The sequence below is a fragment of the Shewanella olleyana genome, assembly GCF_023283825.1.
Taxonomy (GTDB): Bacteria; Pseudomonadota; Gammaproteobacteria; order Enterobacterales; family Shewanellaceae; genus Shewanella; species Shewanella olleyana.
On sequence record NZ_JAKILD010000008.1, the window covers coordinates 156898 to 172642 of the forward strand.

The window sequence follows — 15745 nt, forward strand, 5'->3', positions numbered from 1 at the left end:
TAAACGCAAAGCTAAATTGACCACATAAAAGAACAATTAATTAATGCGCATACCGCATCAATTCATTACTGATAGATATTGGATGATTTTACAAGCAAACGATAAAAAGGAGGTAATCAGACGAATTTAACGTCTGTGTAACAATAAAAAATAGCAATCAAGGAAAGGACAATGAAACTAAAGCAAATAAGCATAATGACGCTCGCGGCCATCTATGCAGGAGCTGTAGGAGCAAGTGCAATCAATAGCACAGTCACTACACCTAATGGAATAATAATTAAACCAATAGAAGTCACTGACGCGGTAAAAAAATTTAATGAAGATCGTTATCGTGACCGTGCATCTACCCAGTCAAATAGCACTATCACTAATGGCCGTAATATTCACCGAGCCGTCAGTAGTGATAACCGTAAAGTGCCTTTTCAATATGAAGCTGACGTTGAAGGTGAACAAGTCTATATTATTGAATTATCGGACAAACCTGTTTCTTTATATCAAGGTAATAAAACTGGTTTACTGGCCACATCAGCTAAAAGCAATGGCATACCTGCCAGTTTAAGCCCAAACCTTCATAACAAAATCGATGTTAATAGTGCAACCGTTAAAGCTTATCGCACTCACCTACTTGAACAGCAAGATAATGTTATCTCACAAATTACGAGCACCGTAGGCACAGCAGAAACCATCGCCCAATACCAGTTAGCCTTTAACGGTATGTCGATGCGAATGACCCAAGATCAAGCCGCTCAAGTGGCAAGCTTACCAGGTGTTGTTAATGTCACACGTGAAAAAATGTATGAACTTCACACCGACGTTGGCCCACAACATATTGGGGCTGATAAATTTTGGACTGGCGAAGTAACAGGTGAAGCTTTTACCGGTAAAGGTATTGTTGTAGGTGTTCTAGATACAGGTATCAACAGTGATCATGTGTCTTTTGCTGCTGAGGGTGATGATGGTTATGTACATCAATTACCCGCTCGCTACGATGGCTATATAGGTGATTGTGAATTAGCCGAATTTGAATCCATGTGTAATGACAAACTTATTGGTGTCCGCTCTTACCCTGTTATTACTGATACTTACACAGACCCGACTTTCCAACCAGACAAGAATTGGTGGGAAATAACGGATCCAGTTCGTCCTGCAAACGGTGAAGATTATAATGGCCACGGTTCACACACGGCTTCTACGGTTGCAGGTAATATTTTAGTCGACACCTTTTATACTGTTCCTGAAGTGGGCGTTACTGGCGGTGGTAACCCAACGAATCTTAGCCTTCCTCGTATTTCAGGGGTTGCGCCTCATGCCAATGTCATTATGTATCAAGTATGTCACCCAGGTGACGCAACGCTTAACCAATACTCTGGTTGTCCAGGCTCTGCACTGCTTTCAGGGATTGAAGATGCTGTAGCTGATGGTGTTGATGTTATCAACTATTCTATTGGTACTGCTTATGGCGCTTTTCCTTGGGAAGACCCAATGGAAATGGCATTTCTTGCTGCTCGTGAAGCCGGTATTTCTGTCGCAGCTTCTGCAGGTAACTCATTTGACCCTAGAGAATCTAACGCTCGTCGTGGTGCAATTGACCATTTATCACCTTGGTTAACTTCCGTTGCAGCAACAACTCACACCCGAGAATTTGGTGTTGAAGGTAAGATGATTACGGATTCTGTTGGTGGTGAACAAGAGCTTACTAATATTGAAGGTGGCGGCATAACAGAAAGTTATACTGGTCCTGTCGTCGATGCGAAAGCATATGGTTGGGAATATGAAAAATGTAACGAACCTTTCCCTGAAGGCTTTTTTGACTTAGACCCTGACGGTGTAGCATTCGACACAGCGCCTATTGTTGTTTGTAAGCGAGGTGATATTGCACGTGTAGAAAAAGCGATGAATGTTGCTGCAGGTGGTGCTGGTGCCATTATTTTGCGTAACGCAAGCAATTCTGAAAGCATCAATAATGACGCCTTTGCTATACCGGGAGTTCACATCTCCTATGCAGGTTACAATGGTGACTCTTCAAATAACTGGTATGGTTTATCAAAATGGTTATCTAATGGTAGCGATCATCGGTTAACCATAACGGCATCAGAGGTGGTTGCTAAGACGCGAGAAGCTAATTATGTCGCTGACTTCTCATCACGTGGTCATAACTTTGATAACCCAGAAGTTATGTCTCCTAATTTAGCTGCGCCAGGTGTCGATGTTTATGCCGCTTGGGCAGATGATATGCCAATGACTGCTGTAGGTGTACCGAGTGATTACAATGCGATTAGCGGAACATCAATGGCTGCACCACATGTTGCTGGCGCAATGGCGTTACTCAAACAAGCACAGCCTAGCTGGACACCGGCTCAAATTCAGTCAGCGTTAATGACAACCGCCAGTTTAGAGGGCATGAATAGAACCATTGAGCAATATCCATATGATGACTCAGAGCCTGCAGGATTTAGTGATGCTGGTAGCGGAGTGATCAATGTAGCCCACGCCTATAAAGCGGGCTTGATTATGGATGAAACCGCCGATAACTATCGCGCTGCTAATCCTAAAAATGGTGGTACAGTTAGCACCTTGAACCTGCCATATTTTTACAATGAAGAATGTAACGGTACATGTACTATGATGCGTACCTTTACTGCTACAGCGGATGGTACTTGGACTGTTGATGCGCAAAATCTAGCTATGGAAGGCGCTGACATGTTATCGCTAGAAGTCTCTCCTAGCAGCTTCTCATTAGCAAAAGGTGAATCTCAAACCATTATGCTGACAGCAAAAGTGCTTGAAGTTCAAGCGCCTGGTGCTGACTCATCATCATTACGCCTCTTGGGTGATGTCACCATTACACCAAGTAGCCTTGATATGCCACTACAGCATCTTCCTGTGAGCATTCGTTATAGTGGTAATAACATGCCTGAAAATGTCATGGGTAAAATCCACCGACAACAAGGCCACATTCTTACACCTGAAATTTATACAGAAGAAATCCAACAATTCAATTATCAGTCTAATGGGTTGATTAAAGCTGAACGCATCGATGCGCAAATACAGCGAAGTGATGTGAAAGACTTTGCTGGCCGTGAAGCACGAGAAGCTGATGGACAAGTGGTACGATTCTTTGACGTACCAGAAGGCACTAAACGCATTGTTTGGGAAGTGATTCATGCCGACAATAATGCGTACGCTTCTATCGACTTAGGCTTAGATCTCAATGATGATGGAGATATTCAGTGGCAAGATGAGGCTATTTGTTACTCTCGAATTGATAACAATGACTTCTGTGCAATCAATAATCCTACTCCAGGCACATATTGGGCCTATGCTTCAAACTACAAGTATGACTATGAAGACCCTGATAATTTAGCGGATAATTTCACCTTAGCACTAGCGGTTATAGGTGAACAAGATGATGGTAACTTGATAGCTTCTGGGCCGGATATGAGTAATGGTATCGACCCTTATCGTATTCAACTTGATTACAACTTACCTGAGGCAATGGAAGGCGATATTTTCTATGGTTATGTTGGGTTAGGAAGCGACAGTTATAACTCTGCGAACCTAGGTTATATTCCTGTTCAGTTAATTCATAGTGGTACTGATACCCAAGTCATCGCGAGTCAGTCAAGTGCAAAGACTGGTGATATTATTGACTTTGAAGTATCACTGGAACCAAATCTACTCGGTGGTGAGCGTCAGTTTACTCTAAACACAGAATTAGCTTCTGGATTACAGTTACTCGAAGATACGATTACAGTTGCTGGTTTAGCGGAATATACTGATGCCATGATGGTTGAAGGAAACAGCATTAGTTTCAATACTGTTCAGCCTTCTTCAGCGGATATAGCACGTCATTATGTCTTCACAACAAGCCTTGAAGATGCGACCTGTAGGGTTCCTTCCTCAATACAAATTGATGAAGATAAATACCTCGATCTAAGTCTACATATGGCTTCATCTGCGATGGGGATTACTGGCTACTCAAACCAATATCTAAGCTTGCCTATGTCGAGCAATGGCTTACCTCATGTGCCTTTATACGGTGCCGAGGCTGATATGTTGCATGACTTGTTAGAGATATCGCCATTCGGTTATGTAAAATTTGATGAGATGCCTGATTTCTATAGTTTTCATAGAGAATTTAATGATGAATTCCAAGACTTTCCTGACACCATAGTCGCGCCGCTGTGGCGTGGTGATGTCATGATGCCGGAATCAACATTTAGTGAAGACCGTGGTGAGGTAATAAATAATGTTTATGGTGCCGTTATTGGTGATTATTATGTATTCCAGTGGAAAGGCGGTGAGGAATTTGTCAACCGTTTCACAGGAAATCGTAATCCTGACGTAAACTCGTTCTTTGACATTGAGACCATCATCTCAACCAATATCGACTTTGCACCTGGACAGCATGAAATGATGTTTGCCTACAAGTCAATTGAAACTACAAATGATCATTACGGTTCTATCGGCCTACATGGCTACTATGGCGAGCGTGCTACATTTGCTCCTGTCAATGGTTGGTCAAATGATGGATTTGCCTACAATAATGTAAATGACAAAGTGTCAGAAGGTATGATGGTCTGTGCTAACTATCAAGGTCCAGAAAGTTCTGGACTTACGGTAAGTTTCTCAGCCCGAGTATCTGCGGCAGCTGTTGGAATTGAAAATGCAGTCACGGTGACAAGCCAATATAGTGACTCAGAATTAATCACCTCAGATGTGACCGTAAGCTCACCGAGTAATATTCAAGTTGTTGCGATTAACGATCAAATGATTGAAGAAAACGACACGCTAGAATTATCAGTGACTTATGCTGACCTTAAAAATACTGTTAACGGTATTCAAGTGTCTGGAGACAATATCTCAGCTGAAATTGACGGTAATGATATCACTATCACTCCAGCTGCAGACTGGCATGGCGAGACGATAGTAACGGTTATGGTACATGATATGGCTTATCCATCGGATAGTGCTTCTACTAGCTTCATGCTTACAGTGAACTCTGACGGTGTAGAACCTGCACCAGTTCCACCAGCAGAAGAGGCTCCTGTTGAAACGAGTTCTTCAAATGGCGGTAGCATGGAGATCTTAAGTCTGATTTTAGTTGGCTTACTAGGCGCAAGTCGCCGTCGTAAACTACACTAGAAAAGCGTTCCAAAACTAGTGTTTGGGCCTTCTGCAAAGAAGGCCCTTTTTTATGCTTTGCTGTTGAACATGAGATAGAAATTAACTGATGTGTTTAAGACACAAGCAAAAGAGACGGGTACTATTTAACTGATTTAACTTCTTCATCGGTAAGAAAACGCCACTCACCTTCCAATAGATCATCTTCCATTTCAATGCTACCAACAGCTTCACGGTGAAGGTTAACCACTTTATTCCCAACAGCTGCAAACATGCGTTTTACTTGATGATATTTGCCTTCACTGATTGTTAATCTAGCATGTGTCGCATCGATAATGTCTAGTACAGCTGGCTTTGTTAAGCCATCTTCACTGCGAAGCTGAACACCTTCTTTAAAGGTGTCTACTAAGCTTTCATCTAAAGGTTCAGCCACTTCAACATAGTAGCGTTTACCACAATCTTTTTTAGGCGAGGTGATTTTATGCGACCACAATCCATCACTGGTGATCAACACAAGGCCTGTGGTATCAACATCAAGGCGTCCTGCAATATGCAAGGTATCGACCTTTTCAATGTCCATCAAACTTAATACCGACTGATACTCTTCATCAATCGTTGAACAAATAGTATCGACTGGCTTATTCATCATAATGTAACGATCGCCAATGATATTTATCTGACGACCTTCAATGCACACTTCAGTTTCATCGCCGACCTTAAAACTAGAGCTTTTCACTACCACACCATCACAAGTGACTTCGCCTGACTTTAATACTCGTTTCGCCAGTGAGCGTGTCAGCTCAGTACTTTCACAGATAAACTTATCTAAACGCATTGCTACAACCAATTCTTTGTCTTAATTGCGCGCTATTATGAGCCGTCAGCGAATAAATGAACATCAAATATTCGACCCTGAGCCTAAAATGGTAATTTTTAGTTACATATCTCCTTCTTAAAGTCTCACATTTTCTCAACAAAAACAGATTTCCCCCTTGTTAAATGCCCTTTTCAGCACTTAACATGGGTTTCACAACTATAAAGACTGATTTTCTATTTACTGTTTCTCGTTAAATCGCTTTATATAACGAAAAAGAGTAAATGAAAAATCAGCATCTAAAGTTCATTGAAGGGCTTATTAAAATAATGCAAAGGGAAACAACATGAAAAAGCTTGTTATTGGGGGTCTATGTGCCTCACTTATCGCTGGCCTGAGTGCTTGTGGTAATAATGAAGTGCAAACCACCGCTAAAACTGCCACGGCTGAAGCTGTTCAGACGGCGCTAACGTCTGGTATCGATTTTGAAAACATCGATAAGTCAGTTCGCCCACAAGATGATTTTTATGAATACGTTAATGGTACTTGGTTAAAAACAGCTGAAATCCCAGGCGATCGTACCAATATTGGTGCCTTTTACGACCTACGTGAAAATGCCCGTGAAGATGTAAAAGCCATTATTGAAGAAGTCGCTGCAATGCCGACTCTTAAAGAAGGTACAGACGAGCAGAAAGTCGCTGATTTATACCGTGCCTTTATGGATGTTGAGACATTAAACAAGTTGGGCGTAACCCCAATTCAAGCTGAGTTTGATAAAATTTCTGCTATTGATTCAAAAGCTAACTTAACGAATTTTTTCGCCTATAGCCAAGTCAATGGCTACGGCACACCACTGGCTTTTTACGTTAACGTTGATGCTAAAGACTCAACCCGCTACGCCACTCATATCTGGCAATATGGCCTAAGCCTTCCAGAAAAAGATTACTACTTTAACGAAGAAGAACGTTTCGTTAATATTCGTAAAGCTTTCGTTGAACACATTGAAAAAATGTATAACTTAGCAGGCCTTGTGAACGGTAAAGCTGCTGCTGAGTCTATTTTAGCCCTTGAAACTGCCATTGCAGAAAAGCACTGGGATGTGGTTGAAACCCGCGATAGCACTAAAACTTACAACAAAATGACGATAGCTGAGCTTGCAGAGCTTGCGCCGAACATTGATTGGAACCAATACCTGGCAACTATGGGGGTTGCCGACCAAAAAGATATCATTATCAATCAGCCTAGCTATGTGAGTGGTTTGAGTGAAGTGATTGGTGAAACAGATTTAGACACCTTAAAAACCTACATGACGTGGAATGTGTTAACTCACGCTGCAAGTAACTTGTCTGAAGCAATTGATGCTGAAAACTTTGATTTCTTCTCTAAAACACTAAACGGTCAAGAAGAGCAAGAGTCTCGCTGGAAACGTGGTGTCAACACGGTAAGTAGCACTTTAGGTGAAGTGGTTGGTAAAGTGTACGTTAAGCGTCACTTCACTTCTGCAGCTAAAGATCGCATGAGCGTGCTAGTTGAAAACTTACGCGGCGCTTATGGTACGAGCATCGACTCGTTAGATTGGATGAGCGCTGACACTAAAGTCGCAGCAAAAGATAAACTTGCTAAGTTCAATCCAAAAATTGGCTACCCAGATAAGTGGAAAGACTACAGCAAGCTTACTATTAAAGGTGATGACTTAGTGGGTAACGCTCAGCGTGCAAGCGTTGAAAGCCACAATAAAGATATTGCGAAACTTGGCGGCCCAATCGATAAGGGCGAGTGGCATATGACGCCTCAAACCGTCAACGCTTATTACAATCCAACCATGAACGAGATTGTATTCCCAGCAGCCATTTTGCAACCACCGTTTTTCAACATGCAAGCAGATGATGCAGTTAACTATGGCGGCATCGGCGCAGTAATCGGCCACGAAATGGGCCATGGTTTTGATGACCAAGGCGCCAAGTTTGATGGTGAAGGTAACATGCGTGATTGGTGGACTGAGTCTGACTTAGCAGCCTTTACCGCTAAAGGTAATGCACTAGTAGCACAGTACGATGGCTACCAAGTATTTGATGATTTACACGTTAATGGTGAACTAACCCTTGGCGAAAACATCGGTGATTTGTCTGGTGTTACCATTGCTTATAAAGCTTACAAAATGTCTCTGGATGGCAAAGAAGCACCAGTGATTGACGGCTTAACAGGTGATGAACGTTTCTTCATGGGCTTCACTCAGATTTGGCGTGTAAAAATGAAAGAAGAAGCATTGCGTAACCGCGTTGCGACAGACCCACATTCACCAGGTCATTTCCGTGCATTAGGTGCGTTATCTAACATGCCAGAATTTTACAGCACTTATGATGTGAAAGAAGGCGATAAGATGTATATCGAGCCTGCTAAGCGCGTAAAAATTTGGTAATAACTCATTTGAGTAACCCTGTATCACTTAAAGGGTAAAACGACTAAAAAGGACATCATTTCGATGTCCTTTTTTATTGCTATTCTAAATTCTAAATTTAGCAAATCAAAGCCTGCTCAACATCCTCTGTCACACTATTAAAACTGACTGTGTAAAGAAGCGTAAACCACCCCCAAACTCGGCAAAATATTCAGCATTGATTCAGCTTCAAACAGCTAAAGTAATGGCATATCCCAAAGGGGTTATTAACCGTCATTCATTACTTAAAGAGTCAGTGGTAACGCAAATGAACAGAATTTTTCGTACCTTTTTTATCTTTTTATTATTACTCACCACCCGTAATGCCGTGGCAGTTACTGTCGACACGAACCCTATTAAACCGATTTACGATGTTAACCAAACCTTAGTCGATGATTTAGACAGTCTACTTAAACTAGCAAGTACTTCAGGTGGTTTACCTCAACAAGATACAAATGACTTAAACCAGTTATTTGACCGAGCACCACTCGCGCAAACTGAGTTAACTCAATTGTTAGAAATCATTAGCCAAGACAGCCATACAGATTTACTGATTCCAGATATAAAAAGTTACCAAAGAGCCCAGCAAAAGATTGACCGAAAATTTGATGGAGATGCCAGCTACATCACCGACATTGCTAGAGCAACCTTGGTTGCCAATGACGTTGAAACCTTAATGCATAGTTACCGAACTTTGGCAGAAACCACTGAAGTCGTTCAAGTTAAAAACCGCTTTGCAGAGCCTAAAGCATCAGGTTATCGAGACTTAAATCTGTTGGTGAAATTGCCTAAAACTCAGATGATTGTAGAAGTGCAGCTGCACCTTAGTGAGATTGCTGACATAAAAAGCGGCCCTGAGCATCAGGTATATGAGCAAATCCAACATATTGAAGCCGTTGCACAAACACAGCACCGTGCGCTAACAGATTTAGAGATGATGCAAATAGTTAAGTTACGTCAGTCATCACACAAGCTTTATCACAAAGCATGGCTTAGCTATAAGCGCCAAAGTCTTGCTCAATTTGACACGACTCAAATAGGAGGCCAGACCCAAGCGGCTTAAGCCACTATTTTTCTCATTCATAGTTTCTATATATTGTTTTCCCCTTCCTTTCGCACCTTAATTTAAGGTGCTTTTTTTTTACTTTTTTGCCAGTGAGATAATTGGTTAACAGCGCTATTCAAGCTATACTCCCGCCATTATTGCCGATAACTGGAAATACTGATGAATGATGTCATCGAAATGCTTCAAGAATTAAGTGAAACGGTCCCTGTACCACTTGAATTACCGACATTCGAGCAACTAGTTGAAGTTGAAGAACAGATTTTAATTTCACTACCAAACGATTTAAAAGAGTACCTGCTTTTTGGTAGCGATGTGATTTATGGTGCTATTGAAATGGTAACCGCATCAGATCCTTATTCGCACACATATCTACCTGAAGTCACCAGCTATGCCTGGTCAATCGGTATGCCGCGAGAATATATCGCTATTTGTCAGCAAGGGGATAACTTTTACTGCATCGATCAAGAAGCCAATATTCGCTTCTTTAAGAATGGTCGCATGGCAGACATTATGTGGGAATCTTTGTGGGACTGGATCCAAGACATTTGGCTGAAACGTAAATAATCGATACTTAAATTAATCGATACTTAAATTAATCGATACTTAAATTAATCGATATTTAAATAAATCCAGTTATTACACAAGATGACACCGTAGAACAGAATTAATAGGACATACCATGGCTAAATCAAATACCTTAAACGCAATTGAAATGCAGTGTTTACGCTTATCTTTGGGTTTAAGTGTTGAGCAAATTGCCGAGCTTACCAAAACCACAGCAGATGCAGTGACGGCATGGGAAGCTGGCGAAGCTGATGCTCCTGAAGTGGCGCAAAAGAAGCTCCTTGAAATTGAAGACACCATTGAAATGCAAGTGCTCAATACCACAGACGGTATCGAAGCATTATTTAAAACTGAGCCTAAGCGCCGTTTAGCATTTGTGGTTTACCCAACTCAAGCGATTTACACCCAATACAACCCTGAATTTTTAAGTTCACTGCCGTTTACTGAGCTATACAATACCGCGGCATGGCGCATTAAAAAAGAATGCCAAATTGTATTAGAAGTGGAAGTCAGCTTGATCCCACTTGAAGTTGAAGCTTACAAAAGTTTCCGTGCAGATAATGGTATGAGTGAATCGCGCGAAAGCCGCGCTAAATGGGCAGCAACTCAGCTTTAAGGCTTAATTGAATTGAATAAAAAAGGAAGCATTCGCTTCCTTTTTTTATGTCAAAATTTCACGGTTTAATCGTTACTCTTCTTGAGCCGCCTTGGCAATTGCTTCTGACTTTTCTAACGCCCTCGTCATTGCAGGTCGTTGTTTCATTCTATCTCGATATGCCGTCAGTTTTGGTGGAATAGTTTGTTCAAACACTGTCGCCCACAAAAGCGTTTGAGTCAGTAAAATATCAGCTATGGTTAGCTCATCACCACAAGCATAACCTGATTCAGGCACCCACTTTTCAGCAATCGCCGCCGCTTTATCAAATTCAAATTTAGCCACTGGCAGCATCGCATCTAAACGTTGCTCTTCTGGTAATGCAAAGCGATGTTTTCCCATACTCCAAAGTGGTTGCTCTAATTCACAAATTACAAAGCTAACCCACTGATGGTGCAGACCTGCTTGCGCCGTGCCAGGTATTGGTAAGAACTTTCCTTGGCCATACTTCTCAGCTAAATACTGCAAAATTGCCGCAGATTCAGTTAGCACCAAATCCCCATCGGTTATCACTGGCATTTTGCCGCTTGGGTTCAGGGCTAGAAATTCTTCAGAGCGATTATCGCCCTTGGCAAAATTAAGGAAGCAAAACTGCCAATCAACACCTAACTCTTCCAATAACCATGAAACACGCAACGCTCGACTGCGCGGCGTGCCATATAAGGTAATACCTGTGCTTGCTACTATTTCCATGCTCTATTTTCCTTTAAACCAAGTTTTTTGAATTCACATTTAGCAGAATCACTTTAGCCAATATCAAGTTTGTCGTGTTAAAACGGACTCAAAGAATTGAGCTGATTTAATAACATATTCGAATATGCGTGCAAGTCAACGCATAGTTTTTATCTGTTGTCATTGAAAGCTTTTTGACTTAGCCTTTGTAAACAACTTGTTAACTTACCAAATTGTGACATAGTCATATGCTCTGTAATCAAATCTGTCACGCTAACCTTTAAAAGAACCTCATGCCTACGACTCAAAACGCCACCAGCAGTCATTACTCAGCCGCGACATTGTTTGCCAGCCTTGGCCCCGGAATTTTAATGGCTGCCGCCGCGATTGGCGCATCGCACTTAGTCTCTTCCACTCGCGCTGGCGCTGAATTTGGCTGGCAGCTTGTTTGGGTTGTATTACTGGTGAATTTTCTCAAGTATCCTTTCTTTGCCGCAGGTGCGCGATACACAGCAGCCACCAACGAAAGCTTACTGCACGGCTATTTAAAACAAGGCCGCGGCTACTTATTAATGTTTACTTGCTTGAACACTATTGCAGCTATTGCCAGTACCGCTGGGGTTTGTATGTTAACTGCAGCAATGTTAACCCAATTTATCCCCTTACCTATCGATGTGCTGGCATTCTTAGTATTGGTGAGTTCGTTAGCCGTGTTGATCTTAGGTCACTACCAACTGTTAGATAAAATGACTAAAGTCATCATGCTCGCCTTAACGCTGACAACCTTAATCGCGGTTGCAATGGCTTGGCAGCATTACCAAGCGCCTGTGGTAACTGAAGCAAGCACGAGTCCTTGGCAATGGGCTTATGTTGGTTTTTTAGTGGCCATGATGGGCTGGATGCCGGCGCCGATTGAAGTCAGTGCATGGAATTCATTATGGTTAATTGAAAAGAAAAAAACACAAACGGTGACCAGTAAACAAGCCATTTTCGACTTCAATTTAGGTTTTATTGTTACAGCAGTTTTAGCAGTGGTGTTTTTGGCATTAGGCGCACTTGTTATGCATGGTAGCGGCGAAACCTTCTCAAATTCAGGTGCTGTTTTTGCTAGTCAACTAGTGGACTTATACAGTGATGTGATGGGTGAAGGAACTCGTTATTTAATTGGTTTAGTGGCATTTTTATGTATTTTCAGTACCACAGTAACCGTGATTGATGGCTACAGCCGCACCTTAGATATCGGCTGGCAATTACTCAACAATCAACAAGATTGCTCGAAACGATTAACCAAAGTGATGCTAATCATATCTGCATTAGGTTTAGGGCTCATTTTATTTTTCAAAGGCGCCCTATTACCTTTGCTTGAATTTGTAATGACCTTAGCATTTTTAACAACTGTCATCTTTGCTTGGCTAAACCTACGCTTAATGACCTGTGACGCGCTTCCTGAAGAACACCGTTATGGCATCAAAATGAAAATGCTCGCCTGGTTAGGCTTAGTGTATCTGGTTGGGTTTTCAGGCTTATTTATCTATTGGAAGCTAGCAATACAATAAACAAAGCCAGCGTTGTGATTAGGCTATACTGACTCTTGTTATTTAGCTTGTTCAACATGAGTATACTTATTGCAGATAATCTGAACTATTAGAATATTTTCAGGTATAATCCGTGTCCAATTTTTATTTAATCTCAGGATATTAAACCTGCGGTTAAAAAACAGCGCAGCCGCGCCCAGAGACTTATATGATTAACAACGATATTATTCGCCGTCTTCGTTTTATATTTGATTATTCAAATGCCAAAATGATTAAAGTTTTCGCACAAGCCAATGTAGAAATCAGCACTGATGAAATCATTAGCTTACTTAAAAAAGAAGCGGAAGAAGGCTACAAAGCCTGTAACGACAAGGTTATGTGCCAGTTCTTAGACGGACTAATTATCGAAAAGCGTGGTTTACGTGAAGGTAGTGAAGTGCCAGCACCGGTTAAAAACCTGACCAATAACTTAATCTTCAAAAAGTTGCGCATTGCGCTTGAACTTCGTGAAGATGACATTATTGAAATTTGTGGTTTAGCTGACTTCGTTATCGGCAAGTCAGAGCTAGGTGCTTTGTTCCGTAACCCTGAACATAAGAACTACAAAACCTGTGGCGATCAGATATTACGTAACTTCTTACACGGCTTATCAATCAAACACCGCGGCGTTGAATTATAAACATTCCGTCATTTGAATGAATACCGTTAAATGCACAGCTTAGACTGTGCATTTTTGTATCTGACACCTTGATGCTTAACTCAATTCAAACAGCTGTATAAAAAATAACGTATTGGCAGAGCTCACACCACCATGGAAAAAAAGTGTGAAATAGCTCACTTAACAGACCACAATAAATCTAACTTGTGTTAACCTTCACCGATAACAATAAACGTCTACTATTAGACAGTAATAACCGTCTAATCATAGCTAGAAATGACAGTAATTCGACACTGATAATAAGGTTTCCAATGGACGATAATAAACGCCCTCTCTATCTTCCTTTCGCAGGTCCAGCCATTCTTGAATCTCCTCTGCTAAACAAAGGCACTGCCTTTAGCGAAGAAGAGCGCATTTACTTTAATCTTGAAGGGCTAATTCCTTGGGTTATTGAAACCATTGAAGAGCAAGCATCTCGTGCTTATGAACAATATAAGAGTTTCAGTAATGATCTCGATAAGCATATTTACTTGCGTAATATTCAAGACACCAACGAAACCTTATTTTACCGATTAGTACGTAACCATATTAGTGAAATGATGCCTATCATCTACACCCCAACGGTGGGTTTAGCTTGTGAGCGTTTTTCTAAAAACTATCGCCGTAACCGTGGTTTATTTATCTCTTATGACAACAAAGATCGTATTGACGATATCTTAAACAATTCAACTCGCCATAAAGTGAAGGTTATTGTGGTGACTGATGGTGAGCGTATCTTAGGTCTAGGCGATCAAGGTATTGGTGGTATGGGGATCCCAATCGGTAAGTTATCTTTATACACCAGCTGTGGCGGGATCAGCCCTGCATATTGCTTGGCGATTACCTTAGATGTGGGTACTGATAACCCCAACTTATTAGATGATCCTATGTATATGGGATCTCGTCACCCACGTATAGGCGGCGAAGAATACGCAAACTTTATCGAAGAGTTTATGCAGGCAGTGAGTCGCCGCTGGCCTGATGCATTAATCCAGTTTGAGGATTTCGCTCAGAAAAATGCCATGCCATTACTTGAGCGTTATAAAGACAGATTCTGTACTTTCAACGACGATATTCAAGGTACGGCTGCTGTTACCGTTGGTTCATTATTAGCAGCATGTAAAGCCGCTGACACTCAACTTTGTAAGCAACGCGTCGCCTTTTTAGGTGCGGGGAGTGCAGGTTGCGGTATTGCAGAAGCTATTGTTGCCCAGATGGTGGCTGAAGGCATATCTGATGAGCAAGCTCGCTCACAAGTATTTATGGTTGACCGTTGGGGCTTACTACTCGACAACATGCCAACACTACTAGATTTCCAAAAGAAACTGGCTCAAAAAACCACTAACGTTGAACAATGGGACGGCTTTAGCGATCATATCTCATTACTTGATGTGGTTAATAACGCTAAACCGACAGTATTAATTGGGGTGTCTGGCGCACCTGGTTTATTCACTGAAGAAATTATTCGTGCGATGCACAGCCATTGTGAGCGCCCGATTGTGTTCCCACTGTCTAACCCAACGAGTCGAGTTGAAGCGACACCAAAAGATGTGCTGCACTGGACGTCAGGTCAAGCGTTAGTGGCAACTGGCAGCCCGTTTGAGCCTGTGGTCATTGACGGTGAATCTTATGAAATTGCTCAATGTAACAACAGCTTTATCTTCCCAGGTATCGGCCTAGGCGTTTTAGCCAGTGGTGCGACCCGCGTATCTGATGAGATGCTAATGGCGTCAAGCCGCGCATTATCAGAATGCTCACCGTTAGGGAAAAATGGCACAGGTTCTTTACTGCCTGCACTTGAAGATATTCAAGAAGTCAGTAAGTACATTGCCTTTGCTGTCGCGAAAAAAGCGATAGAACAAGAATTAGCCCTGCCTTGTCCTGATGAGTTATTAACTCAGAAGATAGACAGTAATTTCTGGGAACCTGAGTACCGTCGTTATAGACGTACTTCGTTCTAAATCAGTTGTTCTCAGCTCCTTAAAGCGAGGAGTTTAAAAACAAAGAGCTTAAAATCAAAAAGCCTAGCAATTGCTAGGCTCAGATTAATGACAAACCCCCACTTTTTTTAAGTGGGGGTTTTATTTTATTGGTTTATACGCATTTCACGACGTTTATTTAAAAACACATCTTGAGCAATATTGTTGGTTATCGATGCCCAACTCTCTTCTTATGAGCTTC

The 15745-nt window shown here is 41.7% G+C and carries 10 protein-coding genes; 8 read left to right on the forward strand and 2 right to left on the reverse strand.

All coding sequences use genetic code 11. From position 1 onward, the window contains the following. Window positions 1-171 precede the first annotated feature (171 nt). A complete protein-coding gene (locus tag L2735_RS19990) occupies window positions 172-5145 on the forward strand; it encodes a S8 family serine peptidase (RefSeq protein WP_283104574.1) in 4974 nt (1657 codons plus the stop codon). 121 nt (window positions 5146-5266) lie between these two features. On the opposite strand, the gene rsuA is transcribed toward L2735_RS19990, so the two are convergent. Then, a complete protein-coding gene (gene rsuA / locus L2735_RS07870; RefSeq protein ID WP_248984169.1) occupies window positions 5267-5959 on the reverse strand; it encodes a 16S rRNA pseudouridine(516) synthase RsuA in 693 nt (230 codons plus the stop codon). Between the two features lie 325 nt (window positions 5960-6284). Here rsuA and L2735_RS07875 point away from each other — a divergent pair, with 325 nt between their 5' ends. The 4 genes from L2735_RS07875 (at window position 6285) to L2735_RS07890 (ending at window position 10621) form a co-directional block, all read left to right on the forward strand. Next, window positions 6285-8357, forward strand: a complete 2073-nt coding sequence (locus tag L2735_RS07875; RefSeq protein WP_248984170.1) for a M13 family metallopeptidase — start codon at window positions 6285-6287, stop codon at window positions 8355-8357. A 286-nt stretch (window positions 8358-8643) separates the two neighbouring features. After that, window positions 8644-9438, forward strand: coding sequence for a RelA/SpoT domain-containing protein (locus L2735_RS07880; protein ID WP_248984185.1), 795 nt, complete (start codon window positions 8644-8646; stop codon window positions 9436-9438). A gap of 162 nt (window positions 9439-9600) precedes the next feature. Next, the gene (locus tag L2735_RS07885) at window positions 9601-10005 is read left to right on the forward strand and encodes an SMI1/KNR4 family protein (RefSeq protein WP_248984171.1); all 405 of its coding nucleotides are present in this window, start codon (window positions 9601-9603) and stop codon (window positions 10003-10005) included. Between the two features lie 115 nt (window positions 10006-10120). Next, window positions 10121-10621, forward strand: coding sequence for a DUF4447 family protein (locus L2735_RS07890; RefSeq protein ID WP_153914217.1), 501 nt, complete (start codon window positions 10121-10123; stop codon window positions 10619-10621). Window positions 10622-10693: 72 nt separating this feature from the next. Here the strand turns inward: L2735_RS07890 and L2735_RS07895 are convergent, their stop codons facing one another. After that, entirely contained in the window at window positions 10694-11353 is a 660-nt protein-coding gene (locus L2735_RS07895; RefSeq protein WP_248984172.1) for a glutathione S-transferase family protein, read from the reverse strand. A gap of 272 nt (window positions 11354-11625) precedes the next feature. Here L2735_RS07895 and L2735_RS07900 point away from each other — a divergent pair, with 272 nt between their 5' ends. The 3 genes from L2735_RS07900 to L2735_RS07910 all read left to right on the forward strand — a co-directional run bounded on the left by L2735_RS07900 (window position 11626) and on the right by L2735_RS07910 (window position 15525). After that, window positions 11626-12888: an NRAMP family divalent metal transporter gene (locus L2735_RS07900; RefSeq protein WP_248984173.1), complete on the forward strand. Its 1263-nt coding sequence runs from the start codon at window positions 11626-11628 to the stop codon at window positions 12886-12888. A 187-nt stretch (window positions 12889-13075) separates the two neighbouring features. Further along, complete coding sequence (locus L2735_RS07905) at window positions 13076-13546, forward strand: YehS family protein (RefSeq protein WP_248984174.1); 471 nt, start codon at window positions 13076-13078, stop codon at window positions 13544-13546. 290 nt (window positions 13547-13836) lie between these two features. Then, window positions 13837-15525, forward strand: coding sequence for an NAD-dependent malic enzyme (locus L2735_RS07910; RefSeq protein WP_248984175.1), 1689 nt, complete (start codon window positions 13837-13839; stop codon window positions 15523-15525). The last annotated feature ends 220 nt before the right edge of the window (window positions 15526-15745 follow it).